The sequence below is a fragment of the Photobacterium proteolyticum genome (assembly GCF_001939735.1).
GTDB lineage: Bacteria > Pseudomonadota > Gammaproteobacteria > Enterobacterales > Vibrionaceae > Photobacterium > Photobacterium proteolyticum.
The window spans coordinates 74,256-99,991 of record NZ_MJIL01000053.1; the positions used below are offsets into that span (position 1 = coordinate 74,256).

Annotated in this window: 20 protein-coding genes; 10 read left to right on the forward strand and 10 right to left on the reverse strand. The window is 53.8% G+C overall.

Annotation, left to right across the window (positions count from 1 at the left end):
- Nucleotides 1-58: 58 nt before the first annotated feature.
- Nucleotides 59-961, reverse strand: coding sequence for a DNA-binding transcriptional regulator OxyR (gene oxyR / locus BIT28_RS07265; RefSeq protein ID WP_075762964.1), 903 nt, complete (start codon nucleotides 959-961; stop codon nucleotides 59-61).
- Nucleotides 962-1,131: 170 nt separating this feature from the next.
- Between oxyR and BIT28_RS07270 the strand changes: the two genes are divergently transcribed.
- The 3 genes from BIT28_RS07270 to BIT28_RS07280 all read left to right on the forward strand — a co-directional run bounded on the left by BIT28_RS07270 (nucleotide 1,132) and on the right by BIT28_RS07280 (nucleotide 3,773).
- Nucleotides 1,132-1,860 (forward strand): glutathione peroxidase, encoded by a 729-nt coding sequence (locus BIT28_RS07270; RefSeq protein WP_075762965.1) that lies wholly within the window; start codon nucleotides 1,132-1,134, stop codon nucleotides 1,858-1,860.
- A gap of 92 nt (nucleotides 1,861-1,952) precedes the next feature.
- A complete protein-coding gene (locus tag BIT28_RS07275) occupies nucleotides 1,953-3,404 on the forward strand; it encodes a dihydrolipoyl dehydrogenase (RefSeq protein WP_075762966.1) in 1,452 nt (483 codons plus the stop codon).
- A gap of 99 nt (nucleotides 3,405-3,503) precedes the next feature.
- Nucleotides 3,504-3,773, forward strand: coding sequence for a DUF3624 domain-containing protein (locus tag BIT28_RS07280; protein ID WP_075763044.1), 270 nt, complete (start codon nucleotides 3,504-3,506; stop codon nucleotides 3,771-3,773).
- A gap of 65 nt (nucleotides 3,774-3,838) precedes the next feature.
- Here BIT28_RS07280 and argH read toward each other — a convergent pair whose 3' ends face one another.
- The 4 genes from argH to argC form a co-directional block, all read right to left on the reverse strand.
- Complete coding sequence (gene argH / locus BIT28_RS07285; protein ID WP_075762967.1) at nucleotides 3,839-5,716, reverse strand: argininosuccinate lyase; 1,878 nt, start codon at nucleotides 5,714-5,716, stop codon at nucleotides 3,839-3,841.
- A gap of 46 nt (nucleotides 5,717-5,762) precedes the next feature.
- On the reverse strand, nucleotides 5,763-6,977 hold the full coding sequence (locus BIT28_RS07290) for an argininosuccinate synthase (protein WP_075762968.1): 1,215 nt from the start codon (nucleotides 6,975-6,977) through the stop codon (nucleotides 5,763-5,765).
- Between the two features lie 93 nt (nucleotides 6,978-7,070).
- Entirely contained in the window at nucleotides 7,071-7,850 is a 780-nt protein-coding gene (gene argB / locus BIT28_RS07295) for an acetylglutamate kinase (protein WP_075762969.1), read from the reverse strand.
- 11 nt (nucleotides 7,851-7,861) lie between these two features.
- Nucleotides 7,862-8,875: an N-acetyl-gamma-glutamyl-phosphate reductase gene (gene argC, locus BIT28_RS07300; protein ID WP_075762970.1), complete on the reverse strand. Its 1,014-nt coding sequence runs from the start codon at nucleotides 8,873-8,875 to the stop codon at nucleotides 7,862-7,864.
- A gap of 597 nt (nucleotides 8,876-9,472) precedes the next feature.
- Here argC and ppc point away from each other — a divergent pair.
- Nucleotides 9,473-12,103: a phosphoenolpyruvate carboxylase gene (gene ppc / locus BIT28_RS07305; protein ID WP_075762971.1), complete on the forward strand. Its 2,631-nt coding sequence runs from the start codon at nucleotides 9,473-9,475 to the stop codon at nucleotides 12,101-12,103.
- A gap of 462 nt (nucleotides 12,104-12,565) precedes the next feature.
- The gene (locus BIT28_RS07310; RefSeq protein ID WP_075762972.1) at nucleotides 12,566-13,135 is read left to right on the forward strand and encodes a PadR family transcriptional regulator; all 570 of its coding nucleotides are present in this window, start codon (nucleotides 12,566-12,568) and stop codon (nucleotides 13,133-13,135) included.
- 83 nt (nucleotides 13,136-13,218) lie between these two features.
- Here BIT28_RS07310 and metF read toward each other — a convergent pair whose 3' ends face one another.
- The 3 genes from metF to BIT28_RS07325 form a co-directional block, all read right to left on the reverse strand.
- The gene (gene metF / locus BIT28_RS07315; RefSeq protein WP_075762973.1) at nucleotides 13,219-14,121 is read right to left on the reverse strand and encodes a methylenetetrahydrofolate reductase; all 903 of its coding nucleotides are present in this window, start codon (nucleotides 14,119-14,121) and stop codon (nucleotides 13,219-13,221) included.
- A gap of 309 nt (nucleotides 14,122-14,430) precedes the next feature.
- On the reverse strand, nucleotides 14,431-16,863 hold the full coding sequence (locus BIT28_RS07320) for a bifunctional aspartate kinase/homoserine dehydrogenase II (protein ID WP_075762974.1): 2,433 nt from the start codon (nucleotides 16,861-16,863) through the stop codon (nucleotides 14,431-14,433).
- Nucleotides 16,860-18,029 carry an O-succinylhomoserine (thiol)-lyase gene (locus tag BIT28_RS07325; protein WP_075762975.1) on the reverse strand — a complete coding sequence of 390 codons (1,170 nt, stop codon included), beginning with the start codon at nucleotides 18,027-18,029 and terminating at the stop codon, nucleotides 16,860-16,862. The genes BIT28_RS07320 and BIT28_RS07325 overlap by 4 nt, the downstream gene beginning before the upstream one ends.
- 183 nt (nucleotides 18,030-18,212) lie before the next feature.
- On the opposite strand from BIT28_RS07325, the gene metJ reads away from it, so the two are divergent.
- On the forward strand, nucleotides 18,213-18,530 hold the full coding sequence (gene metJ, locus BIT28_RS07330; protein ID WP_075762976.1) for a met regulon transcriptional regulator MetJ: 318 nt from the start codon (nucleotides 18,213-18,215) through the stop codon (nucleotides 18,528-18,530).
- A gap of 321 nt (nucleotides 18,531-18,851) precedes the next feature.
- Here the strand turns inward: metJ and BIT28_RS07335 are convergent, their stop codons facing one another.
- Both BIT28_RS07335 and rpmE read right to left on the reverse strand, forming a co-directional pair.
- Nucleotides 18,852-20,099, reverse strand: a complete 1,248-nt coding sequence (locus tag BIT28_RS07335; RefSeq protein ID WP_075762977.1) for a malic enzyme-like NAD(P)-binding protein — start codon at nucleotides 20,097-20,099, stop codon at nucleotides 18,852-18,854.
- Nucleotides 20,100-20,462: 363 nt separating this feature from the next.
- The gene (rpmE, locus tag BIT28_RS07340; RefSeq protein WP_075762978.1) at nucleotides 20,463-20,675 is read right to left on the reverse strand and encodes a 50S ribosomal protein L31; all 213 of its coding nucleotides are present in this window, start codon (nucleotides 20,673-20,675) and stop codon (nucleotides 20,463-20,465) included.
- A gap of 242 nt (nucleotides 20,676-20,917) precedes the next feature.
- On the opposite strand from rpmE, the gene priA reads away from it, so the two are divergent.
- The 4 genes from priA to hslV all read left to right on the forward strand — a co-directional run bounded on the left by priA (nucleotide 20,918) and on the right by hslV (nucleotide 25,727).
- Nucleotides 20,918-23,119: a primosomal protein N' gene (priA, locus tag BIT28_RS07345; protein ID WP_075762979.1), complete on the forward strand. Its 2,202-nt coding sequence runs from the start codon at nucleotides 20,918-20,920 to the stop codon at nucleotides 23,117-23,119.
- Nucleotides 23,120-23,292: 173 nt separating this feature from the next.
- The gene (gene cytR / locus BIT28_RS07350; RefSeq protein ID WP_075762980.1) at nucleotides 23,293-24,297 is read left to right on the forward strand and encodes a DNA-binding transcriptional regulator CytR; all 1,005 of its coding nucleotides are present in this window, start codon (nucleotides 23,293-23,295) and stop codon (nucleotides 24,295-24,297) included.
- 164 nt (nucleotides 24,298-24,461) lie between these two features.
- The gene (locus tag BIT28_RS07355) at nucleotides 24,462-25,034 is read left to right on the forward strand and encodes an SPOR domain-containing protein (protein ID WP_075763045.1); all 573 of its coding nucleotides are present in this window, start codon (nucleotides 24,462-24,464) and stop codon (nucleotides 25,032-25,034) included.
- 165 nt (nucleotides 25,035-25,199) lie between these two features.
- Nucleotides 25,200-25,727, forward strand: a complete 528-nt coding sequence (gene hslV / locus BIT28_RS07360; RefSeq protein WP_075762981.1) for an ATP-dependent protease subunit HslV — start codon at nucleotides 25,200-25,202, stop codon at nucleotides 25,725-25,727.
- The last annotated feature ends 9 nt before the right edge of the window (nucleotides 25,728-25,736 follow it).

The window sequence follows — 25,736 nt, forward strand, 5'->3', positions numbered from 1 at the left end:
GTTCACGTCGAAAAAAGAGCACCGAATGGCGCTCTTTTTATATCTGGCGATATAGCCCTTAATCAACACTGAAGTGGGCCGCAATATGCTGGTTGATCAGCTCGGCGATTTTCTCATAGCGTCCCCGCAGCGGTGAGCCCGGCCGGTATGCAAGGGTGATCAGGCGTGTCGGTACCGGATCGCAGGCTTTTACATAGCTCACCCCATCGCGATTTTGCTCTTTGGGCGTTGCCAGCTTAGGCAGCAGCGTGATCCCGCTTCCCGCGGCAACCATGTTGCGCAACGTCTCAAGACTGGTCGCCTTGAAGCTGCCATCCTCATGGGCACCGGCGGCAAAGCAAAAGCCCATCGCCTGATCCCGCAGACAATGGCCGTCTCCCAGCATCAACAGGGTTTCGCCGTTTAACTGGGCCATATCCAGCGTTTCTTTCTTGGCCCAAGGGTGCTCCTCAGGGACAGCCAGAACCATAGGTTCATGGTAGAGCGGCAGCTCAATGAAGTGCTCGGTCTCTTTGACGGCGGCCAGAATAATACAGTCCAGTTTGCCCTCTTCCAGCTGTCGGACCAACTGGTGGGTCTGCGCCTCATGGAGGAACAACTCGAGTTGCGGAAACGAAGCCTTGATCTGCGGGATAATGTGCGGCAGCAAATACGGACCGACGGTCGGAATAAACCCGATATGCAGCGGCCCGGCCATACTTTCCCCCTGCTGGCTCGCCAGCTCCGTCAGCACCTTGACCTCCAGCAGCACTTTTTGCGCCTGCGAGACCAGGCTCAGACCGGCATCGGTAAACAGCACCCGGCGACTGGTTCGCTCCAGCAGGGATACACCGAGCTCGTCTTCAAGCTTGCGGATTTGGCCGCTCAGGGTGGGCTGGCTGACAAAACAGGCCTCGGCCGCTTTTCTGAAATGCTTATGCTCAGACAACGCCACCAGATACTCAAGATCTCGAATGTTCATGACTAGATATCTTTTGATAGAAATTAACTATCAAAACAATAGCAGCAAACGATTAGAACTATCAAGCCAAAATCGACATAATCATCACATCAAAACGGAGCAGCGAAGAGTAAGCTCCGGTTGAGACATAAAAACCATCTATACACATTTGAATTATTGAGGAAAATATTATGTTCGCATCAAAAGAAGGCCAGGCAGTCCCACAGGTTACTTTCCACACCCGCCAGGGCAACCAGTGGGTTGACCTAACCACCAACGAGCTTTTTGCCGACAAGACAGTGGTGGTATTCAGCCTGCCAGGCGCCTTCACTCCAACGTGTTCTTCAAGCCACCTGCCGCGCTACAACGAACTGGCATCCGTTTTTGCCGAGCACGGTGTCGACGACATCCTGTGCGTGTCGGTCAACGATACCTTTGTTATGAACGCCTGGAAGGCTGATCAGGAAGCAGAAAACATCACCTTCATCCCAGACGGCAACGGCGAGTTCTCAAAAGGTATGGGTATGCTGGTCGACAAGGAGGAACTTGGTTTCGGTCCTCGCTCATGGCGCTACAGCATGCTGGTGAAAAACGGCGTGGTAGAAAAAATGTTCATCGAAAACGAAGAGCCGGGCGACCCGTTCAAAGTCTCTGATGCCGACACCATGCTTCAATACGTGGCTCCCGAGCACAAGCTGCAAGAGTCAATCACGGTATTTACCAAGCCTGGCTGTCCGTTCTGTGCCAAGGCGAAGCAGAACCTTATCGATAAGGGACTGCAGTATGAAGAAGTTATCCTGGGCAAGGATGCAACCACTGTCAGCCTGCGTGCAGTATCCGGTCGCAGCACCGTGCCTCAGGTATTTATCGGCGGCAAGCACATCGGCGGCAGCGAAGAACTAGAAGCATTCCTGGGCTAAATCGGCCAGGCAGCAATAACAAGGTGGGGCGTAATGCCCCACCGTTACGAATACAGCCGAAAACTGGCAAGATTTGAGTGGAGAGAGCAAAAATGAAAACCCTGAATGTTGATGTTGCAGTCATCGGTGGTGGCACCGCAGGCCTGGGCGCATACCGCGCAGCCAAGGCCCATACCGATAGCGTAGTAATGATTGAAGGCGGTCCTTACGGCACAACCTGTGCCCGCGTTGGTTGCATGCCATCAAAACTGCTGATTGCTGCTGCAGAAAGCGTTCACCAGATCGAAAAGGCGCCGGCGTTTGGTGTCCACCCGCAAGGCGAAATCGTCATTAACGGCCGTGAAGTCATGGACCGTGTCAAGCGCGAGCGAGACCGCTTTGTCGGCTTTGTTCTGGAAGGGGTCGACGAAATCCCGTCACAAGACAAGATTTCCGGCTATGCCAAGTTCATCGACAACAACACCCTGACCGTCGACGATCACACCCAAATCACCGCCAAGCGTATTGTGATTGCAACGGGCTCCCGCCCTGCCTACCCGGCAGTATGGAACGAGCTGGGTGATCGCCTGATCATCAATGATGATGTGTTCAACTGGGACGACCTGCCAAGTTCGGTTGCGGTATTCGGTCCCGGTGTTATCGGCCTTGAACTGGGCCAGGCTCTAAAACGCCTTGGTGTAGAAGTTGTCATGTTCGGCCTTGGTGGTCAGGTTGGTCCACTCACCGACCCTGCTGTTATGGCCTATGCCGACAAGGCCTTCAACGAAGAGTTCTACCTCGATGCCGATGTCAGGCTCGAGAGCATGAAACGTATTGGTGATGCTGTCGAGATCCAGTACCTGGATAAGGACGGCGAATTCAAAGTGATCACTGTCGACTATGTCCTGGCTGCCACTGGCCGCCGCCCGAATGTCGACAAGCTGGCGATAGAGAATACTTCGCTGGAACTGGATGAACGTGGTGTACCGGTAGCCGATCACTTTACCCTGCAGACGTCGGCCGAGAATATTTTTATCGCCGGTGATGCCAGCAACCAGCTTCCGCTGCTGCACGAGGCGGCTGACCAGGGGCGTATTGCCGGTGATAACGCCGGCCGCTTCCCGGATATCCGCGCCGGGTTGCGCCGCTCGAAAATCTCGGCTGTCTTCTCTGATCCGCAAATTGCAATGGTCGGCGAAACCTACAAGGAAATTACCACACGTCTTGGTAACTGCGGCTGTTTCGAAACCGGTGAGGTGTCGTTTGAAAATCAGGGCCGTTCCCGTGTCATGCTGCGCAACAAAGGGATGCTTCATGTCTACGGTGAACACGGTACCGGCCGTTTCCTGGGTGCCGAAATGATGGGCCCGAATGCCGAACACCTGGCGCACCTGCTGGCTTGGGCACACCAGAACAAGATGACCGTAGCAGAAATGCTGGACATGCCTTTCTATCACCCGGTTATCGAGGAAGGGGTTCGCACCGCACTGCGTGACCTCAATGCCAAGCTGCACCTGGGTCCGGAAATGATCAAGCACTGTCTGGACTGTGGCCCAGGCTGTTAATCAACACAACAACTCTCCTGCACTACCGATCCGCCCTCCATCCGGAGGGCTTTTTTCATGTACAATCCTATTTTCTGTCAAAGCAATTCGGATGACATCATGGGTTGTCGTAGCTGCCAAGCGGCGCAAGTATTCAAACAAAAGCTCGGGCGATGCCGCCAATGTATGGTTCAGCTATCAGTACTGAGCGTGATCAGTTGGGGCGCCTGGTATTACTTCTACCTGCCTACCCCTACCGTCGTGGAGTCCATTACCCTTCTTTTTGCCGCCACCGCCTTCAGCCTGCTGCTGATCGCCCACTGGGTAGTCGCCTTCATGTTGTGGCTAAAAAAGACCAACAAGAGCGCGCGCCAGCAACAATCGCCATAAAAAAATCCGGCCTGCAGGATAACGCCTGCGACCGGATTTTTTACATTCGAATAGCGAGCTAGCCGTTACGCGACATTTACTGTCGGAATCGCCTGCTCCTGATCCAGACGCACTTCCAGCGCGACTTCGTCACAGGCATGCTGACGCGGGCAACGGTCACAGTCTTTCATCACTTTTTCCGGCAACAACGACTTGGATGTCGGGATAAAGCCTTGCTTCATAAAGAATTCAGGCACACGCGTCAGTACAAAGACCTTCTTGATCGCCATCTGACCGGCTTTCTCAATCAAATGTTCGACAATCGCCTTACCCTGGCCCTGCTGCTGCCAGCCGGCCTCGACACCCAGTGAGCGAATTTCTGCCAATCCGGAGTCGTAGACATACAGCGATGCACATCCCGTCACTGTTCCGTGGTGTTCAGCCACGGCAAACGAGCCGATATCACGCACCAGTTCATTGCGCATCCGTGGCAGGTTCTCACCCAGTCCAGCCCAGTAGACAACCATGCCCTCAATGGCATCAAGGTCGGTCAGACGTGCTCCCCGTACCTTCACACCCGGCGAGTAGCGTTTCTCGAGACGCTTCTCGGCCTGGCCAATCGCATAATCCACCTGGTTAGGTGCGACCCCACCAAGGGCACAACGCTTGTCCAGACACGAATCAATCGTCAGGATTGGATACACATCCTCGTCTATCACCTCGGAGAAGGCTTTCATTTCGGTTAGTGACAGCTCTTCCAGTGCGCAGCCCTTGTCGATAGCGGCCACCACGGCCACCCCGACGATATGGTGGGCTTCACGGAACGGGATACCTTTGGCAACCAGGTAATCAGCCAGCTCGGTGGCATTCGAGTAGCCCTGCATCGCGGCTTCCAGGGTACGATCCTTATTGACCTTGATGCCGTCAAAACATAGCGCAGCCATTTCCATACAGTCATGCCAGCTATCAAGGGCATCAAACAAACCTTCCTTGTCTTCCTGCATGTCTTTGTTGTAGGCCAGCGGCAATGCCTTCACCGTCATCATCATGCCAGCCATCGAACCGTATACCCGGCCACATTTACCCCGGATCAGCTCCAGCGCATCCGGGTTTTTCTTCTGCGGCATCAGGGACGAGCCCGAGGTCACAGTATCCGCCAGCTCGATAAAGTTCGATTCGCCGGAGTTATAGAAGATCAAGTCTTCCGCCATCCGTGACAGGTGCAGCATCGAAATAGAGGCCGTCGACAACAGCTCCATCACGTGGTCGCGATCAGACACCGAGTCAAGACTGTTGCGGGTTGCCCGGTGGAAACCCAGGCTATGGGCCAGCTCCTCGCGGTCAATCGGATAGGCCGTACCGGCCAGCGCCCCCGAACCCAGCGGACAGGTATCAAGACGATTAAGCGCGTCGTGAAGACGCGAATGATCACGCTCGAACATCTCCACATAGGCCAGACACCAGTGGGCAAACGTCACCGGCTGTGCCCGCTGCAAATGGGTATAGCCAGGCAATACCGTCCCCTGATGGTCACGGGCGACCGAGACCAGCTGGTTCTGCAGCTTATCGAGCATCAACAGTAGCTGCTGGCCCTGCTGACGACACCATAGCTTCAGATCCGTCGCAACCTGATCGTTACGCGAACGACCGGTGTGCAGTTTCTTGCCCAGATCCCCCACCTTGCTGATCAATTGCTGCTCAACCCAGCTGTGAATGTCCTCGGCATCAGAGCGCAGGATTTGCTCCGGATCTTCCATCACCGCCAGCTTAAGCTCGTTCAGCGCCAGCTCGAGCCTCTGCTGCTCTTCATCCGTCAGGACATTCACCTGACGCAGTGCCTTTGACCATGCAATAGAACCAACGATGTCTTGCTCCGCCAAACGGTAATCAAAACGTAGTGAATCGTTGAACTGCTTGAACCGTGTGTCAGCTGCCTGACTAAAACGTCCGCCCCATAGTGCCATGGTACTTCTCCTATGCTTCGCTACTCGACTTGCTCATTGCTCTGAATTATTTATTTTTCTTTTGTTCGTTTAACGCACGAATACGGCTGGCCAGCGAGTACAGGCGGATAAAGCCTTCAGCATGACTGTGGTCATAAACCTCATCTTCACCAAAGGTGGCAAATTCTTCCGAGTACAGGCTGTTTAGCGAGCGCTTCTGAACAACTGTAGCTTGCCCCTTATAGAGTTTCACCACAACTTCACCGCTCACATCCTGGGCAAGCTCATCGGCAGCTGCCAGCAATGATTTGCAAAGCGGGGTAAACCAACGACCGTCATAGATAAGGTGCGAGGCTTTCAGGCCGATAGACTCACGGAACTCAAACGATTCCTTGTCGAGAACCAGCTGTTCAACCGCACGCAGTGCCTCGTTCATAATCGTGCCGCCCGGAGTTTCGTAGCAGCCACGGGATTTCATACCCACCAGACGGTTCTCGACGATATCGATACGGCCGACACCGTGCTCGGCACCTTTCTCGTTGAGGTAGGTCAGAACGTTGAGTGGTGACATCGCTTCGCCGTCAACCGCGACAATTTCGCCCTTATCAATCAGGATTGACACCGTTTCTGGTTTTTCTGGTGCATCTTCAGGATCTTTAGTCCAGACCCAGCACAGCTCGTTAGGCTGGTTCCAGGTATCTTCCAGTACTCCGCCCTCAGTCGAAATGTGCCAGGCATTGGCATCACGCGAGTAGATTTTTTCCAGTGACGCCGTACATGGGATGTCACGCTCGGCCAGATAGTCCAGCAGAGCCTCACGGCTACGCAGATCCCACTCACGCCAAGGCGCAATCACTGTCAGCTGTGGTGCCAGGGCCGCATAGGCACTTTCAAAACGTACCTGGTCATTACCTTTACCGGTACAGCCGTGGCAGACGGCATCAGCACCGACTTCCAGTGCACATTCAACCTGTGCCTTGGCGATAATCGGACGTGCCATTGAAGTACCCAGCAGGTATTTGCCTTCGTAGATAGCACCGGTCTTAAGGCTCGGGTAGATATAGTCGGCGACCATTTCGTCCTTAAGGTCAGCAATGAAGCAAGAAGATGCTCCCGAGGCCAATGCCTTCTCTTCAATCCCTTCCAGCTCTGCCTCACCCTGGCCGACATCGGCCACAAACGCCACAACCTCACAGTCATAGTTTTCTTTCAGCCATGGAATAATCGCTGATGTGTCCAGACCGCCGGAATAGGCCAATACTACTTTAGTTACCTTGCTCATAATGCTCTCCTGCTTGCCTGCTCGACGGTCATACCGCTCAGGCGTTTTAATATAATGGGTGTTCTAATCAAATAAATTCTGTTTTCGCCCGGCTTACACCGAGAACTTGGTGCCGATACTCTGGCCATCGAACAAGGCTTCCAGCTTGTCCGGGTAACGCCAGGTCGCCACTTCAATCGGCCGTCCCAGTGCTTTCGCAGCTTCGAAAGCAGCCCGTACCTTGACGACCATGCCATCGGTGATCACGGCCTGGGTGATCAGCGCCTCGGCTTCGTTTTCAGTCAGGCTGGCAATCAGCCGCCCTTTGCCGTCCAGCACACCGCTGACATCCGACAGCAGAACCAGTTCAGCATCCAGCGCCGCCGCCACCGCAACCGCCGCCTGATCGGCATTGACGTTCATCAGTTCGCCATCACCATCAAGGCCAATCGAGCTGACAATCGGCAAATAGCCAGAGGCCATAATCAGCTTCACCAGTTCGCTATTGCCCGGGGCAGCCTTGCCGACTGAACCCAGCTCCGGGTCCAGCTCAGTGATCTGGCACAGGCCGCCATCGGCAAGGCTCAGACCCACAGCAGCTACGCCTGATTTAATCGCCTGTCCCTGCAAAACTTTGTTGGCCGTACCGGCCAGCGCGCCGGCAATGAAGGGAATATGCTCTTTCGGGGTCACCCGCAGGCCTTCTTTCTTTACGGTCTCGTGCTGCAGTTTTTCCATCAGGTCGTCAACCAGATAGCCGCCGCCGTGAACCAGCAATAGTGGTCGCTGGGCTTTTTCCTGATAATGGCTGATCGCACCGAACAGTTTTTCCAGCGTGTCCGTGCATGACAGCACAGCACCACCTAACTTAATTACCAAAGGGACCTGACTCATGGTGCTACCTCCTAAACCAACGCCGTTAATTGCGGGAAATCATTTCGAATATTTATGCACTGCATCGCTTGAGATGAGGCACCTTTCAATAAGTTGTCAATTGCCGATGTTAAAATAATGTGTTGACCCTGTACCTTCCAGCCAATATCGCAGAAGCAAGTGTTAACAACATTTTGAATACTTGCCGTTTGCTCGCCCAGCAACCTGACAGCATGCTGGCCACTCTGGCCCTGATAGGCTTGCTGCATGGCCTCGGCTACTTTCCCGGCATCAACACCCGGGGCTAACTTGGCCGTAATCGTTGCCAGGATCCCGCGCTTAAAGTTGCCGAGATGAGGGGTGAAAATCACATCGCAACCAAGGTGCGTCGCAATCTCAGGCTGGTGACGATGACCGAAGACGCCATAGGCCTGCAGGCTGACCTCACAGAAGCTGTTGACCATAGTGGCTTTACGGCCAGCGCCGGAAACACCGCTCACCGCATTGATAACAGGCCACTGGTCTTTATCAATAAGGTTAGCCTCCAAAAGCGGTTTCAGCGCCAGCTGCGATGCGGTTGGGTAGCAGCCCGGAACAGCCACAAGCTGCGCCTGCTTAATCGCCTGGCTATTCCACTCGGCCAGACCATAAACCGCCTTCTCCAGCCACTGCTGATGCTGATGTTCGAAGCCGTAGTACTGGGTATAGAAGTCATCGCCTTGCACCCGAAACGCACCTGACAAATCAAACACCTGACAGTCCTTGGAGAGAAAAATCGTTGCCAAGTCGTGGCTAACCTCGTGGGCCGTGGCCAGCAGGACGATATCTGCCTTGGCGGCAACCGCAGCAGGATCCGTCAAAGGCTGAAGCGGCAGATCGACAATCCCTTTGAGCTGTCCATGCAGGTCGCTGACTGGCTTATTGGCATCAAGGCTATTTGCCGATACATACAGGCCCGCCAGATTCAGTTGAGGATGGGTGTGCACCATTTTCGCCAGCTCTGCGCCGGTATAACCGCTGGCACCGATAATGAAGGTGTTCAACATATGAAATTCCGTTTTTAATGCGTTAAGTAATTAATACTTGGTGTTTGAAACTATGCTGCAGATGCAGCGGATGAAGGGGTGCACGAGCGCACCAGGCGATGAGACTTAGCGTCGTCGGAGGGAATTCAGATTGTGAATAGTCGCCTGGATCATGTTAATAACTTCCTACATTCAGCATCTTTAGCTATTCTTTGCGCTGATACTTAGCGTCGATATTGGCATCGATAAATGGCTAAATTTTTATTCATCTTGATTGCATTTATATGTTTACCGATTAATCCTTGGCCTGTCAACAGCAGGAATAAAAAAAATGTTAATTAGAATTGTCAGATCTAATACGCAGTAAGCGATGAAAGTTATAGCACTATGCGCAGAGAGCACACTAAATGGCGCAGAGAGCACACTAAATGCGTGTCTTATGACCCATTTTTACGAAAATTTGTTACATACTGGATTTCATATCATGACAAATATCAATCTAGCTTCAATTTATGGCGGCTAAATGTAATCAAAGTTGACCTGAAAGTGGGATCACGGATAGATTGTCACTAACGCAATTGCGATTTGGATGTAACAAAATTACGAGATGGATGCGATATGAACGAAAAGTACAGCGCGTTAAGAAGTAACGTCAGTATGCTCGGCCACCTGCTGGGTAATACCATTAAAGATGCGCATGGCGAGCCACTACTAGATAAAGTGGAAGCTATACGTAAGTTATCTAAATCTGCCCGCGCAGGAAATCAGGATGATCGTGAGAAACTGATCGATGAGTTGCAAAACCTGCCTGATGACGAGCTACTGCCGGTAGCCCGTGCCTTTAGCCAGTTCCTAAACCTAACCAATATTGCCGAACAGTATCACACGGTATCCCGCCACTGCGAAGAACACATCTGCAGCCCGGACTCTATCGATACCCTGTTTGGCAAACTCAGCAACAGTGATATCAGCCAGTTTGACTCGATTCAGGCGGTACGTGATCTGAACATCGAACTGGTACTGACGGCGCACCCTACCGAAATTGCCCGTCGTACCATGATCCACAAGCTGGTGCAGATCAACAAATGCCTCTCCAAGCTGGAGCTGAGCGAGCTGTCTCCAAGCGAGCGCCAACGTGTCGAACAGCGCCTCGAGCAGCTGATTGCCCAGGCGTGGCACTCTGATGTGATCCGCCAGCAGCGCCCGACCCCGCTTGACGAGGCCAAATGGGGCTTTGCCGTTGTCGAAAACTCCCTATGGCAGGCCGTACCGGAATTCCTGCGCCAGTTCGACGAGAAACTAACAACCCACCTTGGCGAAGGCCTGCCGATTGATGCCTCGCCGGTGAAATTCTCCTCCTGGATGGGTGGTGACCGTGACGGCAACCCGTTTGTGACCTCGTCGGTCACCCGCGAAGTCATGCTGCTGTCGCGCTGGAAAGCCGCCGATCTGTACCTGAGCGATATCCAGGAGCTGGTCAGCGAACTGTCGATGGTCAAATGCAACGACCAGGTGCGCGAACTGGCCGGTGACGAGCACGAACCTTACCGTGCCATCCTCAAGGATCTACGTGCCAAGCTCACCAATACCCGTGACGTGCTTGACGCCCAGATTAAAGGCCTGAGCGTGCCTAACTTCGGCATTATCGAGCATGTCGACCAGCTGTGGGATCCGCTTTATGCCTGTTACCAGTCGCTACACGAATGCGGCATGGGCATCATTGCCGACGGCTTGCTGCTGGACGTGCTGCGTCGCATCAAGTGTTTCGGCGTCCACCTGGTACGTCTGGATATCCGCCAGGAAAGTACCCGCCACTCAGATGTCATTTCCGAGCTAACCCGTCACCTGGGCCTCGGCGACTACGATCAATGGAGCGAGCAGGACAAGGTCGCCTTCCTGGTGCGCGAGCTGGCCTCCAAACGCCCGCTACTGCCTCGTGACTGGCAGCCTTCACCTGATGTCCAGGAAGTGATCGAAACCTGTAAGGCGATTGCCGAGCAGCCACGTGAAGCCCTGGGTGCCTATGTGATTTCCATGGCCCGTACTGCCTCAGATGTTCTGGCTGTCCACCTGCTGCTGAAAGAAGCAGGCTGTCCGTTCAGAATGGATGTCTGTCCGCTGTTCGAGACACTGGACGATCTCAACAATGCCGAATCGGTCATCAAGCAGCTACTGAATATCGACTGGTACCGTGGCTTTATCCAGAACTTCCAGATGGTCATGATCGGCTACTCGGACTCGGCCAAAGATGCCGGCGTGATGGCAGCTGGCTGGGCCCAGTACCGCGCGATGGAAGCCCTGGTTGATGTCTGTGAAGAAGCCGGTGTCGAGCTGACCCTGTTCCACGGCCGTGGCGGCTCTATCGGTCGCGGCGGTGCGCCAGCACACGCTGCACTGCTGTCACAACCGCCACGCAGCCTGAAAGGCGGCCTGCGCGTTACCGAGCAGGGTGAGATGATCCGCTTCAAGCTCGGCCTGCCGGAAGTTGCCGTCAACAGCCTGAGCCTGTACACCAGTGCGATTCTGGAAGCCAACCTGCTACCGCCACCAGCGCCAAAACAAGACTGGCGTGAACTGATGGATGTGCTGTCTGAAGTTTCCTGCGAAGCCTACCGCGACGTGGTACGCGGCAATGAAGAGTTTGTCCCATACTTCCGCGCGGCCACACCGGAGCTGGAGCTAGGCAAACTGCCGCTGGGCTCGCGTCCGGCCAAGCGTAACCCGAAAGGCGGCGTAGAGAGCCTGCGTGCCATACCGTGGATTTTCGCCTGGAGTCAGAACCGTCTGCTACTGCCAGCCTGGCTGGGCGCCGGCGAGGCGATTCAATTCTCGATTGACAAGGGCCATGCCCAGCAGCTGGAAGATATGTGCCGCGAGTGGCCATTCTTCTCGACTCGCCTTGGCATGCTGGAAATGGTGTTCACCAAAACCAACATCGGGATTGCCGAATACTATGATCAGCGCCTGACTGACAAGTCGCTGTGGCCTATGGGTCAGAAACTGCGCAATCAGCTGCAGGAAGACATCAAGGCCGTTCTGAATGTCGAGAACAGTGCCCACCTGATGGAACAGGACCCATGGGGTGCAGAGGCTATTCGCCTGCGTAACATCTATGTTGAGCCGCTGAATATGCTTCAGGCCGAGCTGCTGTACCGTACCCGTCAGCTAGATGAGCCATCGCCGATGCTGGAAGAGGCATTGATGGTAACCATAGCCGGTATCGCAACAGGCATGCGCAACACAGGCTAACCTGATTGCCCGAACGTCCAAACGCTACTTTAAGGCCTTCCGCGTGAAGGCCTTTTTTTTCTGACCTCCCCAAAACCCAATCCTTCGCCTCAACCTGATCAGACCTGATATGCCATTTATACCTTTTACACACTTTTTTTATTACAGTGACTCAATAATGAGACGTAATGTAACTAGTCGCATAGTCTAAAGTAATCACATGCACTGTGAACATGGATGAATCACAATATATTGCAGTGCATCGGAAACCTTAAGATATAGACAAACATCACAAGATGAACAATTGGACGCTGCCCAAAATGGTTATTATCACTTTCTGGTGTCGATAAAGATCACATTGATGTGTATGCTACGTGATCTCGATCAGGCACTGCAACAAGACGATTATAACAAACGCCAAAGAGCGAAGGGTAACGTCGGTCTGATTGTTTTTTATTTGTAGTATTTTAACGGATAGAAGAGATGTCACTACCACACGTAATTTTGACCGTGCTGAGCAATCGCGACGCAACCGGTTACGATATAACAAAAGAATTTTCCCACAGCATCGGCTACTTCTGGAAGGCAAGCCACCAGCAGGTTTACCGAGAGCTAAACAAAATGGCAACCAACGATCAGGTTACCTGCAAACTGGAACCGCAGGAAGGCAAGCCGGATCGTAAAGTATACTCCATCACTGATCTGGGCCGTCAGGCACTGTTTGAGTGGTTCCAGGAGCCTGCTCGCAACCCAACCATCCGCGATGAGTTCTCTGCCAAACTACTGGTTTGTGGCGTGCACAATTCTGTGCCGATGCAACAACAGCTGGAAGGGCTGATTGAAGAGTCTCACACGCTGATGAACCACTACCACGAACTGGAGAAAGTCCATTTCGGCGACTACAAGAACATGGACCGTCAGGCACGCCTTGATCGTCTAACGCTTCGCCGTGGTATTCACAACCGTCAGGCGTGGATTGACTGGGCTGAAGAAGTACTGGTTGAGCTGAAGGACATGGACAGTGCAGACAGCAAGGTAGCCCTTAACGGCTAACTTGGCACCTTATCCATTATCGAAAAAAGCCGCTTAATAAAGCGGCTTTTTTAATGGCTTTCAGAGCAGGAAGGAAAGCTTGCTTACACCTGAACACCGGCCTCGGCACGAACGCCCAGCGTATGGCAGATGGCATAGGTCAGCTCTGCACGGTTCAGGGTATAGAAGTGGAAATCCTTGACCCCTTCGCGGCTCAGTACACGCACCATGTCAATCGCATTGCTGGCACCGACCATCTGGCGGCTCAGCAGATCGTCATCCAGTCCCTGGTACTGCTTCTCCAGCCAGCCCGGGATCTTCACATTGTTCGCCAGGGCAAAGCGCTTGGCCTGAACCATGTTGGAAACCGGCAGGATGCCCGGTACGATTTCTACATCAATCCCGGCAGCAACACAGCGGTCACGGAAACGCAGGTAGCTTTCGACATCGAAGAAGAACTGGGTAATTGCCCGGCTCGCTCCGGCATCAACCTTACGCTTTAGATTAATCAAATCCGATTGGGCACTCTTTGCCTCGGGGTGCACCTCCGGATAGGCCGCCACCGAAATATCAAAGTCAGCTTCCTTTCGCAACAGCTCTACCAGGTCGACGGCATACATATCGGGCTTGACACCTTTCTCCGGCAAGTCACCACGCAGTGCCACGATATCGCGAATACCGTTATTCCAGTAGTCACGGGCAATGGTACGGAGCTCATCGCGGCTGGCATCAATACAGGTCAGGTGAGGTGCCGCCACCAGGCCGGTTTGTTCCTTAATGTCTTTAATGATGGAGTGAGTGCGATCCCGTTCGCCGGAGTTGGCACCATAGGTCACTGAAACAAACTTCGGCTTGAGGGTTTTCAAACGGTGAATAGAATTCCATAGGGTCTGTTCCATCTGCTCGCTGCTTGGTGGGAAGAACTCAAACGAAACGTTGATATCACCGTTAAGATCGGCGATGTTCTGGTTAAGCGAATCCAAGTGACTTGCGTGTGAATACCCCATAGTCTATTCCTTTCTGTTCCGGCCCCGGGCCTGCTCCCTAAAATGGTGACGCCATTAAATAACCGTTTAGACGTCTATATGTCTACAGAATGTCTTGTAACCAATTTAATGTCAACAAAGTGAACATGAATATTTCTCAAGTTGATCTTGCACGATCTTCAACATAGCGAACATCGCACTAATAAGCAAAAGCCCGCAAGATGCGGGCTTTTCACTACAAACTAGCGATTCATACTGTAAGGGGATTTATTGGCGAGACCTTCGACCACACTAGCATTCCCTTGTGCGATCTTTGCCTGTCAAAAGCCGCTATAACATCGCTGCCAACCGGTTAATGTCAGACAGCAATGCCCCGGCAGTCACATCCCGACCGGCACCCGGTCCACGGATCACCAGCGGGTTATCCCGGTACCAGCGACTTTCAATGGCAAAGATATTGTCACAGGGTAGCAGGTTTGCCAGTGCATGCTCCTGTTGCAGGGCTTCGACTCCGACACCGGCCTTGCCGTTTTTGTCCAAACGGGCCACATAGCGCAGTACCTTGCCTTCCTTCTGCGCCTTGACCAGCCGCTCATTGAGCAGCTCATCCAACACACCGGCCTGCTCGAAAAAGCCGTCCAGTGTCAGCGGAGCCAATTCCTCAGGGACCAGGGATTCCACCCTAACCTGCTCCGGCTCCAAGTCCAGCCCAGACTCTCGGGCCAGGATCACCAGCTTGCGCATCACATCACTGCCATCGAGATCATGACGGGGATCCGGCTCTGTCAGCCCCTGTTGCCAAGCCTGTTCTATCAGCTGGGAGAAAGGCAGCGTACCATCGAACTGCTGGAACAGCCATGACAGCGTGCCAGAGAAAATCCCCGACAGGGCAATAATATCATCGCCACTTTCACGCAAGTCCCGCACCGTATGGTTGACCGGCAGTCCAGCCCCTACCGTGGCGTTATACAGCCAATGACGGCTGCTCTTGGCAAACGCATCCTGTACGGCATGATAATCCTCTCCCGAGGCAGAGCCGGCAACCTTGTTGGCGGAAATCAGATGCAGGCCGCTTTCGGCAATCTGCGGGTATTTGGCCGCCAGCTCGGCGCTGGCTGTCACATCCAGTACCATCACATCATCATAAGGGTGTGCGGCCAGCACATTCAGCAGCTCGCCTTCGGCATAATCAACCGCTTCGTCATCAAAAGCTGTCAGTGCCCGGGTCGGTTCAATCCCCTGAAAGTCAATCCAATGGCGGCAGCTATCGGCTACCCCCACAAGAGTAAAGCTCATTCCATGACGTTTCTCCAGCTGTACCTTTTCACGGTCAAACAACTCCAGCCAGCGACTGCCGATATTGCCTTTGCCACACAGTACCAGACCAATCCGTTTCTGTGCCTGGAACAGGCTCTGGTGGATCTGCGCCACCAGCGGGGCCGTATCAATCTTTCTAAGCACAGCCACCAGGCTCAACCCCGAGTCCGGCTCGGTCGTGAACTCAACAGGCTGGTTCTTTAGCTGATGATAAAACCCGTAGCAGTGGACGGCGTTGTTGACCACCCCGGCTCCGACAGCGGCCACCACCGAGAAGCCATCCCGCAGACGAAGCTCCGCGGTAATACCGCTGTCTTGCAGCAGGCCCAATACATTGTTGACGACCTCACCGGTATACGCGAGCAGAATACGTCCCTGATCAGCCTCGACACTCTGGGCCAATGGCAGTAGCTGAGCCCGCTGCAGGGTTCGCTCCAGCTCACCCAAAATAGGCTCGAAGTCATGGGAGCGAGCCACATCCAGCTCAATCAGACAGACATCATCAAGCGAAGTGATAATCTTGGCCCCGCGCCCCGAAGCCAGTACCCGCTCTACCCGTGTCGATCCCGACTCGGGCTGGTGACTACAGCGCAACGTGAGGTCAATCGAACTCTGGGCGACAGGCTGCAATGTCCGGCTGTGAAGTACCGGTGCCGCCAGCCTCGCGAGCTCGCTGGCCTCATCCAGCCGCAGCAAAGGCAGCAAGCAGGCATCCCCGACTTTACGCGGGTCGGCACTGTATACCCCGGCAACGTCACTCCAGATTGTGACTCTCGAGACTTCAGCCAACGCGCCAATGATGGTCGCCGAATAGTCCGAGCCATTGCGACCCAGCAATACGGTTTCACCTTTCTGGTTACGGGCCATAAAGCCGGTGATCACGATCCGGTGCTGGCTGTGCTGGGCCAGCTGCGCCTTAAGCAGCGGCCACGACAGGGCCCGATCCACTTCCGGCTGAGCCGAGCGCTCCGCCCGTAGAAACTCTCGTGAGTCAAGGTGTCCGGATGACAAGCCATTTTGCACCAGCAAGGCAGACAGTAAACGTGCCGACCACAGTTCACCATGCCCCAAAATTGCTGCGATCGCCGCCTCGTCGAGCTTGGACTCGCCCAACCGGGCGAGCTCGCTAAGTTCAAAATGTAGCTGAGTCTGCAATTCATCTGCCACCGAGCCTGTTACTAGCTCAGTGATCAGCTGTTGCTGGAAGGCACGTAGTTCCTGTAGGGCCTCGTGGGCCTGACGGCCATCCTTGCCCAGCAGTTCGACCCAGGCAATCAGGCGGTTGGTTGTTTTCCCGGCAGCCGACACCACAATCAAATCATCACTGCCGGAGTGTTCTTGCAAAATCGTCACCACCCGACGATAACAGTCGGGATCGGCAAGGCTACTGCCGCCGAACTTATGTAACTGCCGCAGGGCTGTCTGTCTGTTTACGGGCTGGCTCATTCAGTTACCTCCGCTGCTTGCTTGAAGGCCTGCTCCAAGTCGGCAATCAGATCACTTGGATCTTCAAGTCCCACCGACAAGCGTAGCAGCGACGGCTTTATCCCGGCTTCGACCTGAGCCTCGTCAGACATGGCGCGATGCGTCATACTCGCAGGATGAGCTATCAGGCTTTCCGTCCCTCCCAGCGATTCCGCCAACGAAAAGCATGTCAATGCAGAGACAAATACTTCAAGCTGACGGTAACTACCGGCCAGCTCGAAGCTGAGCATCGAGCCAAATCCTTTTTGCTGCTTGACGGCAATATCATGGCCAGGGTGATCGGGCTGGCTCGGATGATAAATCTGGCCGACCAGCGACTGGGTCTGCAGGTAGGCCAGCACTTGGGCACTGTTTTCCTCGTGCATTTTCATCCGCGGCGCAAGGGTACGTAATCCACGCAAGGTCAGGTAGGCATCAAACGGCGCCCCGGTCGCCCCGATACAGTTGGCCCACCAGGCTATATTCTCGGCCTGTTCGGCCTCTTTGGAAATCAGCACCCCACCAACCACATCGGAATGGCCGTTGATATATTTCGTGGTCGAGTGGACAACAAAATCAGCGCCCAGCGCGATAGGCTGCTGCAGGATAGGTGACAAGAAAGTGTTATCGACCGCCACCAACGCACCGACTTGCTTGCTCTGTTCACACAGTTCGGCGACATCCACCACCCGGAGCAGCGGGTTAGACGGGGTTTCTACCCAAACCAGCTTTGGCTTTCTGGCCAGTGCTGCCGCCAATACATCCGGATCGGACTGATCAATAAACTCAACCTTAAAGTCGCCTTTACCCGCCCGGGTGTTAAACAGGCGGTAGGTACCGCCATAGCAGTCATGGGGGGCTATCACCAAATCATCCGGTCCCAGCAAGGCAGAAGCCAGCAAATTGATCGCTGCCGTCCCGCAATTGGTAACCACGCCGCCGGCCCCGCCCTCGAGCTCAGACAAGGCATCTGCAAGCATATTTCGAGTCGGGTTGCCGGAACGTGAATAATCATATTGAGGAAGATCACCCAGCTGTGGGAAGCTATAGGTAGAAGTCAGGTAAATTGGCGGAACGACAGCGTTATGCTGCGTGTCTGATTCAATACCGGTACGTACGGCAACGGTGGCAAGCTTCTTGTCACTCATATTTACTTTCCTTGTCTGGGGCAAGCCCTGCATTCGAATAACTTTTAATCAACAACATTAACCACATTTATTTGGGACGTCAACACTTCTAGACGTCTATATGTCTTTGCTTATGGCAGTAAATCCCGCTAAAATTCACCCATATTAAATTTATTGAATCCAACATCGCTGAGAAGGTAAAAAATGGCAGAGTGGAATGGCGAATACATCAGCCCATATGCGGAGCACGGTAAGAAAAACGAACAAGTAAAGAAAATCACCGTTTCGATTCCATTAAAGGTACTCAAAATCCTGACTGACGAGCGCACCCGCCGCCAGGTCAACAACCTGCGTCACGCAACCAACAGTGAGCTGCTGTGCGAAGCCTTCCTGCATGCCTACACAGGGCAGCCGCTACCGACTGATGATGACATCCGTAAAGACCGCCCTGACGATCTGCCGGCAGAAGCCAAGGAGCTGATGGAAGAAATGGGCATAAAATACGAAGACATCAACGAATAATACTAGACTGTTCGATGCAAAAAGCTGACTGTGGCAACAACATTGGAACCACAGTCAGTAAAAATACTGTCTTGACACAACAACTCAGTAACGTGCCTAGCGGCCCCTCCCTTAACTATCTCAGATAGCAAAGTCCTCCCGTTTAACCCATCTAACCACAACCTTCCGTGGTACAAACCACCCGCTCGCACCGCAACGACAACATCCGGAACAAGATCCTGCAGAATAGAATCAAGTACCTTTCCCATACGCTAAAAAGCAAAAAGCCAGCCACACAGTGTGCGGCTGGCTTATCGTATTCAACTGTAATCACTGACTACATCAGTTTTCCATATAGCCCACAGGCATCTCGATCTGCGCGACACCAGAGTCAATGGCCGCCTGGGCAACCGCCTTGGCAACACGAGGAAGCAGGCGCGAATCCATCGGCTTAGGAATAATATAATCGGCACCGAATTCCAGCTTATCAGCTCCAGCCGCTTTCACAACTTCGGCAGGCACCGGCTCTTTTGCCAGCTCACGAATGGCATGAACAGCAGCCAGCTTCATTTCGTCATTGATCACGCTGGCGCGCACATCCAGGGCACCACGGAAGATGAACGGGAAGCAAATCACATTGTTCACCTGGTTCGGGTAATCGGAACGGCCAGTTCCCATCACCAAGTCATCACGCACAGCATGTGCCAGTTCAGGTTTGATCTCTGGATCCGGGTTCGAGCAGGCGAACACAACCGGCTTGTCGGCCATCAGCTTAAGCGCTTCCGGCGTCAGCAAGTTAGGACCAGATACGCCAACAAAGATATCGGCACCTTCAATCACATCTTCCAGCGTACGCTTATCGGTATTGTTGGCAAACAGCTGTTTGTATTCGTTGATATCGTCACGACGGGTATGGATCACTCCCTTACGATCCAGCATGTAGATTTTCTCGCGCTGGGCACCACACTTGATCAGTAGCTCCATACAAGCAACAGCGGCAGCACCGGCCCCCAGGCAGACAATCACAGACTCGCTGACGTTCTTGCCCTGGATCTCAAGGGCATTCAGCATACCCGCTGCGGTTACAATAGCCGTACCATGCTGATCATCGTGGAAGACCGGGATCGCACAACGCTCAATCAGGCGTTTCTCGATCTCAAAGCAGTCTGGTGCCTTGATGTCTTCCAGGTTGATACCGCCAAACGTATCGGCAATGTTGGCGACCGTATCAACAAACTCATCGATGGTGCGGTGCTTAACTTCGATATCAATAGAATCCAGACCCGCAAAGCGTTTGAATAGCAATGACTTACCTTCCATCACCGGCTTAGATGCCAGCGGACCAAGGTTACCCAGGCCCAGGATAGCGGTACCATTGGTAATTACGGCAACCATGTTGCCTTTACCCGTGTACTTGTAAACGTTTTCTGCGTTTTGAGCGATCTCTCGAACAGGCTCTGCAACACCCGGGCTATAGGCCAGGGCCAGGTCTTCAACCGTATCTGCCGGCTTTGTTAGGGAAATAGCGGTTTTACCTGGAACAGGGTAAGCGTGGTAGTGCAGTGCTTGTTGACGAAAATCTTCAGACATAGTGGTCTTGATCCTGAATGAAAATGATGTTCAGTTCGGTATTGGGAGATAGATCATATTCTATAGCGATACAAAATCCTAGCGCAGCAACGCTGGTCGAGCCAATTAATCCCCACCGGAATACTCAGGTATAGCAGAATTTTGAACAAACACCGGAATAATGGGTAGAAAATGTGCTACTCGCTACATCAAATAACCAGTAACAAAGAAGGTATATACCCAAACTATCTCAAGATGCAGGATTCAGAGCATATTGAGGTAGCTTGGGTATAAAGGAAAAAACTAATTTTGCCCGCGCCAGATATTGTCCGCAGATAAAAAAAGGGACGCTTGCGCGTCCCTTTTTCGAAATTCATCTGGCAATTACTTGCTAGAAAGCGCACCGAAACGCTTGTTGAACTTGTCGATACGACCACCAGTGTTAACCTGACGCTGCTTACCAGTGTAGAAAGGGTGGCACTTGTCGCATACATCAAGGTTGATGTCTTTACCCATAGTAGAGTTAAATACGAAAGTGTTGCCGCAAGAACATTTAGCGTTCACTGCTGTGTATTCTGGGTGAATACCTTGTTTCATGGGATAACCTCAAAGCTAAGGCCGTGTCGCTCTCCCGATCCAAAGCCGGGCACCACACGCGTTAATAACAGTATAACGTTTGGCTATCAGCAAGCTGACACCAATACGATAAATTAGGCGGCGTATAGTAATCAATCACGTCGCCCAGATCAACTAATGCGCTCCTTTTTTCACCGCTTTGCGCCCGCAGCCGAGCAATGTACACTTCCTAATCTTAGTATATGTGGATTACTCGGTTAGTTATGACGCCCAACATTGCCCGCGTGGCTCTTCCTGTCCCCCTGGATAAGCTTTTTGATTATTTGATAAAGCCAGGCCAGTCCCCTGTTATCGGCGGCCGGGTTAAGGTGCCTTTTGGCCCGAAGCAGCTTATCGGGATCGTTATATCACTGACGGATAAATCCGATTTCCCTCAGGCCCAGCTAAAAGCCGTTAACACCGTGCTGGATAGCGAGCCACTGTGGCATCCGCCCTTGTTCGGCCTGCTGAGTTGGGCCAGCAGCTATTACCAGTACCCGCTCGGCGATACCCTGGCCAATGCCATGCCGACGCTATTGCGCAAGGGCCGGGAGGCAGCCCCGAGCAGCCTGAAAATGTGGCAGATCACCGAAGCCGGACGCGACCAGCCGCTGGCCGCGCTAAGCCGCGCCCCGCGTCAGGCTCAGGTGCTCAACACCCTGCGTCATGGCAAAAGCAGCCACGAGAGCTTACTGGCCGAGGAGGTCAGTTCGGCAATACTGAAAACACTGAGTGACAAAGGCTGGATCGAGGCCCTCGAAGAAATACCAGACCAAAAGAACTGGCAGCGTGATTTTACCGTTACCGAAGAAAAGCCGAAGCTCAACGACGAGCAAGCACTGGCAGTAGCAACCGTAAATGCCAACCCGGAATTTGGCTGCTACCTGCTGGAAGGTGTAACCGGCTCCGGCAAGACCGAGGTCTACCTCAACCTGCTCGAACCGATGCTGGCTGCCGGCAAGCAGGCACTGATCCTGGTACCGGAAATAGGCCTGACCCCGCAGACCATCAACCGCTTCCGCCGCCGCTTCAATGTGCCGCTGGAAACCGTTCACTCCGGGCTGAATGACACCGAGCGACTGTCATCCTGGCTGGCTGGCAGAGACAACCAGGCAGGCATTATTATCGGCACCCGTTCGGCGCTGTTTACCCCATTTCGCAACCTTGGCATCATCATTGTCGACGAAGAGCACGATGCCTCGTACAAGCAGCAGGACAGCCTGCGCTATCATGCCCGGGATCTCGCCGTGATGCGGGCTAACCGGGAGAACATCCCGGTGATCCTCGGCTCGGCCACCCCGGCCCTGGAAAGCCTCCACAATGCCAAAACCGGCAAGTACCACCACCTGACACTGACTCGCCGGGCCGGCAATGCCCAGCAGGCACGGCACGGCGTGCTGGATGTCAAAGGGCTCTATCAGGAGGCTGGACTCTCAGCTCCGCTCATTGCCAGGATGCGCAAACATCTCGAGGCCGGTAACCAGGTCATGCTGTTCCTCAACCGTCGCGGCTATTCCCCGGCCGTGATCTGCCACGAGTGCGGCTGGCTCGCCGAGTGCAAACGCTGTGATGCCTACTACACCTTCCACCAGCAATCGGGAGAGCTTCGCTGCCACCACTGTGCCACCCAACGGCCGATGATGCCCCAATGCGGCAACTGCGGCTCGACCCAGCTCAATGCCGTTGGAGTCGGTACCGAACAGCTGGAGCAGCAGCTGGCAACTTTGTTTCCCGAATACAAGACAGTACGTATCGACAGAGACAGCACCCGCCGCAAAGGCAGCCTCGAGAGCTACCTTGAAGCAATAAAAAACAACGAATACCAAATCCTGATCGGGACCCAGATGCTGGCCAAGGGACACCACTTTCCGGATGTTACCCTGGTCAGCCTAATCGATGTCGACAGTGCCTTGTTCAGCAATGACTTCCGGGCAGCCGAGCGCCTTGCCCAATTGTTCATCCAGGTAGCCGGGCGGGCCGGACGGGCAAGCAAACCCGGTGAGGTAATATTGCAAACCCACCACCCCGAACACGCTCTGCTTCAGGCTCTGCTGCATAAAGGCTATGACCAGTTTACCGTCAGTGCACTTGACGAGCGCAGGCAGGCATTCTTGCCCCCATACACCTATCTGACCCTGTTTCGTGCAGAAGCCAACGAGAGTGAGCTTGTTGAGCAATTTTTACAGCAAGTTCGCGGCATTTTTGAGTCCAGCCCGCTCTATTGCCAAGAGACACCGGTGATGGGACCCAACCCTGCCCCATTGTCGCGCCGTGCCGGCCGCTATCGCTGGCAGTTACTGCTCCAGACGCCGGATCGCAAGACCTTGCAGCAAATGCTGACCATCGCCAAGCCGGCTATCCAACTGCTGCCTCTGGCCAGGAAAGTCAGGTGGTCGATTGATGTCGAACCGCAGGATTTAACTTAAAATGAACAATGCGACTCATGTCACACATTGAATGTAATTTATGCTATTTCGAGCATGTTTAATCCCCGACGGAGCGCCTACAATAGTAGGCTCGCTGGTATAGGTATCTGCCCGGTTTGGCTATGATCCTCCGGCAATAATGAGAGAAATATAAATAGAGAGGAACTGTAATTATGGCGACAATGAAGGATGTTGCCCAGCTCGCCGGTGTCTCAACAGCCACGGTCTCCCGTGCCTTGATGAACCCGGAGAAAGTGTCGGCTTCAACCCGAAAAAAAGTTGAACAGGCCGTCATGGATGCTGGCTACTCACCCAACTCGCTGGCTAGGAATCTTCGTCGTAACGAATCAAAAACCATTGTCACTATCGTGCCGGACATCTGTGATCCTTACTTTACAGAGATTATCCGGGGTATCGAGGAAGCCGCCATGGAACATGGCTACCTGGTACTGCTAGGCGACAGTGGTCAGCAAAAGACCCGTGAGAACTCATTCGTCAATCTTGTCTTCACCAAGCAGGCTGACGGTATGTTACTGCTCGGCACGGACCTGCCGTTCGATGTCAGCAAACCCGAGCAAAAAAATCTGCCGCCGATGGTCATGGCGTGCGAGTTTGCCCCGGAGCTTGAGCTTCCGACCGTTCATATCGACAACCTGACTGCCGCCTTTGAGGCCGTCAACTACCTGACCCAGATGGGACACAAGCGCATTGCCCAAATTTCCGGGCCTGACTCGGCAGCACTGTGCCAGTTCCGATCGCAAGGCTACCAACAGGCATTGCGTCGTGCAGGCGTCGAACTCAACCCGGCCTATACCGTCAAGGGTGATTTCACGTTCGCAGCCGGTGCCCGCGCCGTCACCGCCCTGCTGTCCCTGCCCGAGCCACCAACGGCGCTGTTGTGCCATAACGATGTCATGGCCATCGGAGCCATGCAGCAAGCCAAGCGTCTGGGTTTCCGGGTACCGCAAGATTTATCGATTGTCGGCTTCGATGACATCCAGTTCGCCGAATACTGCGATCCGCCTCTGACCACTGTATCTCAGCCACGCTATGAAATCGGCCGTCAGTCGATGCTGATGTTGCTTGAAATCCTCAAGGGCAAGGAGATCTCATCAGGCTCCCGCCTGCTCGATGCCAAGCTGGTGATCCGGGAAAGTGCCGCACCACCGGCCCAGTAACCGGAACACAGCCCCAATGTGAGCTTATGTTTTGGGCATAAGCTCACAAAATTCACCCAATGGCGTGCAAGCATTTCGTCCAGATCTGATCCCAGCACTAGTCAGCCCCAGCGCAACTTTGTAACATAGCGAGAATTGTTTTCCCCGTTGTGTTTATTCTAACTGTGGCCACAAAAGATTATGTAAAGCGCGGACGCTCGCCGAAAAAGCCAGCCCGTAACACGCGTAAAGCCCCTGCCTCCGGCGGCTTCCCGATAAAATGGGCACTGATAGCATTGTGCCTGGTCAGCGCACTCGGCTACGGCCTGTATTTCCTGTCAACGACGCCGGCTCCCCAGCCCGAGACCGTGCAGCCAAAACCCGCGCCGAAGCCACAGCCGAAACCCGCCGTTAAGGCGCAAGAGAAAAAGCTGCCGCCGAAACCGGAAGAGAAATGGCGCTATATCGAGGAGCTGGAAAACAAGGAAGTCCCGGTCGAAGCCAAGAAAGAGCAGAAGCCGAGCCGCCCTTACCTCATGCAGTGTGGCGCCTATCGCAGCCAGGATCAGGCCGAACAGCGCAAGGCCATGATTGCCTTCCAGGGCTTGACCAGCCAGGTCAAGATCAGCCAGGGCGAGAAAGGCAACTGGTACCGGGTGATCCTCGGTCCTTACCCGCAAAAGCGCAAAGCCGAAAGTGACCGCAACATGCTGCGCCGGGCCGGTATCGAGCCTTGTGCTATCTGGTTCTGGGAATAAACGGCCCCGCCCCGGAAAGCCCGCAACATCAGGTTCAAGGAAAAGGATGCAGCCGCATCCTTTTCTTTTTCCAATCCCGATACCTTGAAAAAAACTTTTCCCACCCCCAGATAAGCATTAATACCGATACCGGCACAGGCCGGAGAGACTCAAAGAGGTAAAACCGTGACAACTATCGTATCTGTACGTCGAAACGGTAAAGTCGTTATCGCCGGTGATGGCCAGGTTTCCCTGGGCAATACCGTAATGAAAGGTAACGCTCGCAAAGTGCGCCGTTTATACAACAACAAAGTTCTAGCAGGCTTTGCCGGCGGCACGGCTGATGCCTTCACCCTATTCGAGCGTTTTGAGCGCAAGCTGGAAATGCACCAGGGCCATCTTCTCAAGTCAGCCGTCGAGCTAGCCAAAGACTGGCGCACCGACCGTATGCTGCGCAAGCTAGAGGCCCTTCTTGCTGTAGCCGATGAAACCGGCTCCCTGATCATCACCGGCAACGGTGACGTCGTCCAACCGGAAAATGATCTGATTGCAATCGGCTCCGGTGGTAATTTTGCCCAGGCAGCAGCAACGGCCCTGCTGGAGAATACCGATCTCAGCGCCCGTGAAATTGCGGAAAAATCACTGAACATTGCCGGTGATATCTGTGTCTTCACCAATCACCAACATACAATCGAAGAACTTGATACCAAGTAAGGAAGCCGT

Coding starts and splice junctions, on each gene's coding strand:
- oxyR (WP_075762964.1), bottom strand. CDS start 961: ATGAACATTCGAGATCTTGAGTATCTGGTGGCGTTGTCTGAGCATAAG.
- BIT28_RS07270 (WP_075762965.1), top strand. CDS start 1,132: ATGTTCGCATCAAAAGAAGGCCAGGCAGTCCCACAGGTTACTTTCCAC.
- BIT28_RS07275 (WP_075762966.1), top strand. CDS start 1,953: ATGAAAACCCTGAATGTTGATGTTGCAGTCATCGGTGGTGGCACCGCA.
- BIT28_RS07280 (WP_075763044.1), top strand. CDS start 3,504: ATGGGTTGTCGTAGCTGCCAAGCGGCGCAAGTATTCAAACAAAAGCTC.
- argH (WP_075762967.1), bottom strand. CDS start 5,716: ATGGCACTATGGGGCGGACGTTTTAGTCAGGCAGCTGACACACGGTTC.
- BIT28_RS07290 (WP_075762968.1), bottom strand. CDS start 6,977: ATGAGCAAGGTAACTAAAGTAGTATTGGCCTATTCCGGCGGTCTGGAC.
- argB (WP_075762969.1), bottom strand. CDS start 7,850: ATGAGTCAGGTCCCTTTGGTAATTAAGTTAGGTGGTGCTGTGCTGTCA.
- argC (WP_075762970.1), bottom strand. CDS start 8,875: ATGTTGAACACCTTCATTATCGGTGCCAGCGGTTATACCGGCGCAGAG.
- ppc (WP_075762971.1), top strand. CDS start 9,473: ATGAACGAAAAGTACAGCGCGTTAAGAAGTAACGTCAGTATGCTCGGC.
- BIT28_RS07310 (WP_075762972.1), top strand. CDS start 12,566: ATGTCACTACCACACGTAATTTTGACCGTGCTGAGCAATCGCGACGCA.
- metF (WP_075762973.1), bottom strand. CDS start 14,121: ATGGGGTATTCACACGCAAGTCACTTGGATTCGCTTAACCAGAACATC.
- BIT28_RS07320 (WP_075762974.1), bottom strand. CDS start 16,863: ATGAGCCAGCCCGTAAACAGACAGACAGCCCTGCGGCAGTTACATAAG.
- BIT28_RS07325 (WP_075762975.1), bottom strand. CDS start 18,029: ATGAGTGACAAGAAGCTTGCCACCGTTGCCGTACGTACCGGTATTGAA.
- metJ (WP_075762976.1), top strand. CDS start 18,213: ATGGCAGAGTGGAATGGCGAATACATCAGCCCATATGCGGAGCACGGT.
- BIT28_RS07335 (WP_075762977.1), bottom strand. CDS start 20,099: ATGTCTGAAGATTTTCGTCAACAAGCACTGCACTACCACGCTTACCCT.
- rpmE (WP_075762978.1), bottom strand. CDS start 20,675: ATGAAACAAGGTATTCACCCAGAATACACAGCAGTGAACGCTAAATGT.
- priA (WP_075762979.1), top strand. CDS start 20,918: ATGACGCCCAACATTGCCCGCGTGGCTCTTCCTGTCCCCCTGGATAAG.
- cytR (WP_075762980.1), top strand. CDS start 23,293: ATGGCGACAATGAAGGATGTTGCCCAGCTCGCCGGTGTCTCAACAGCC.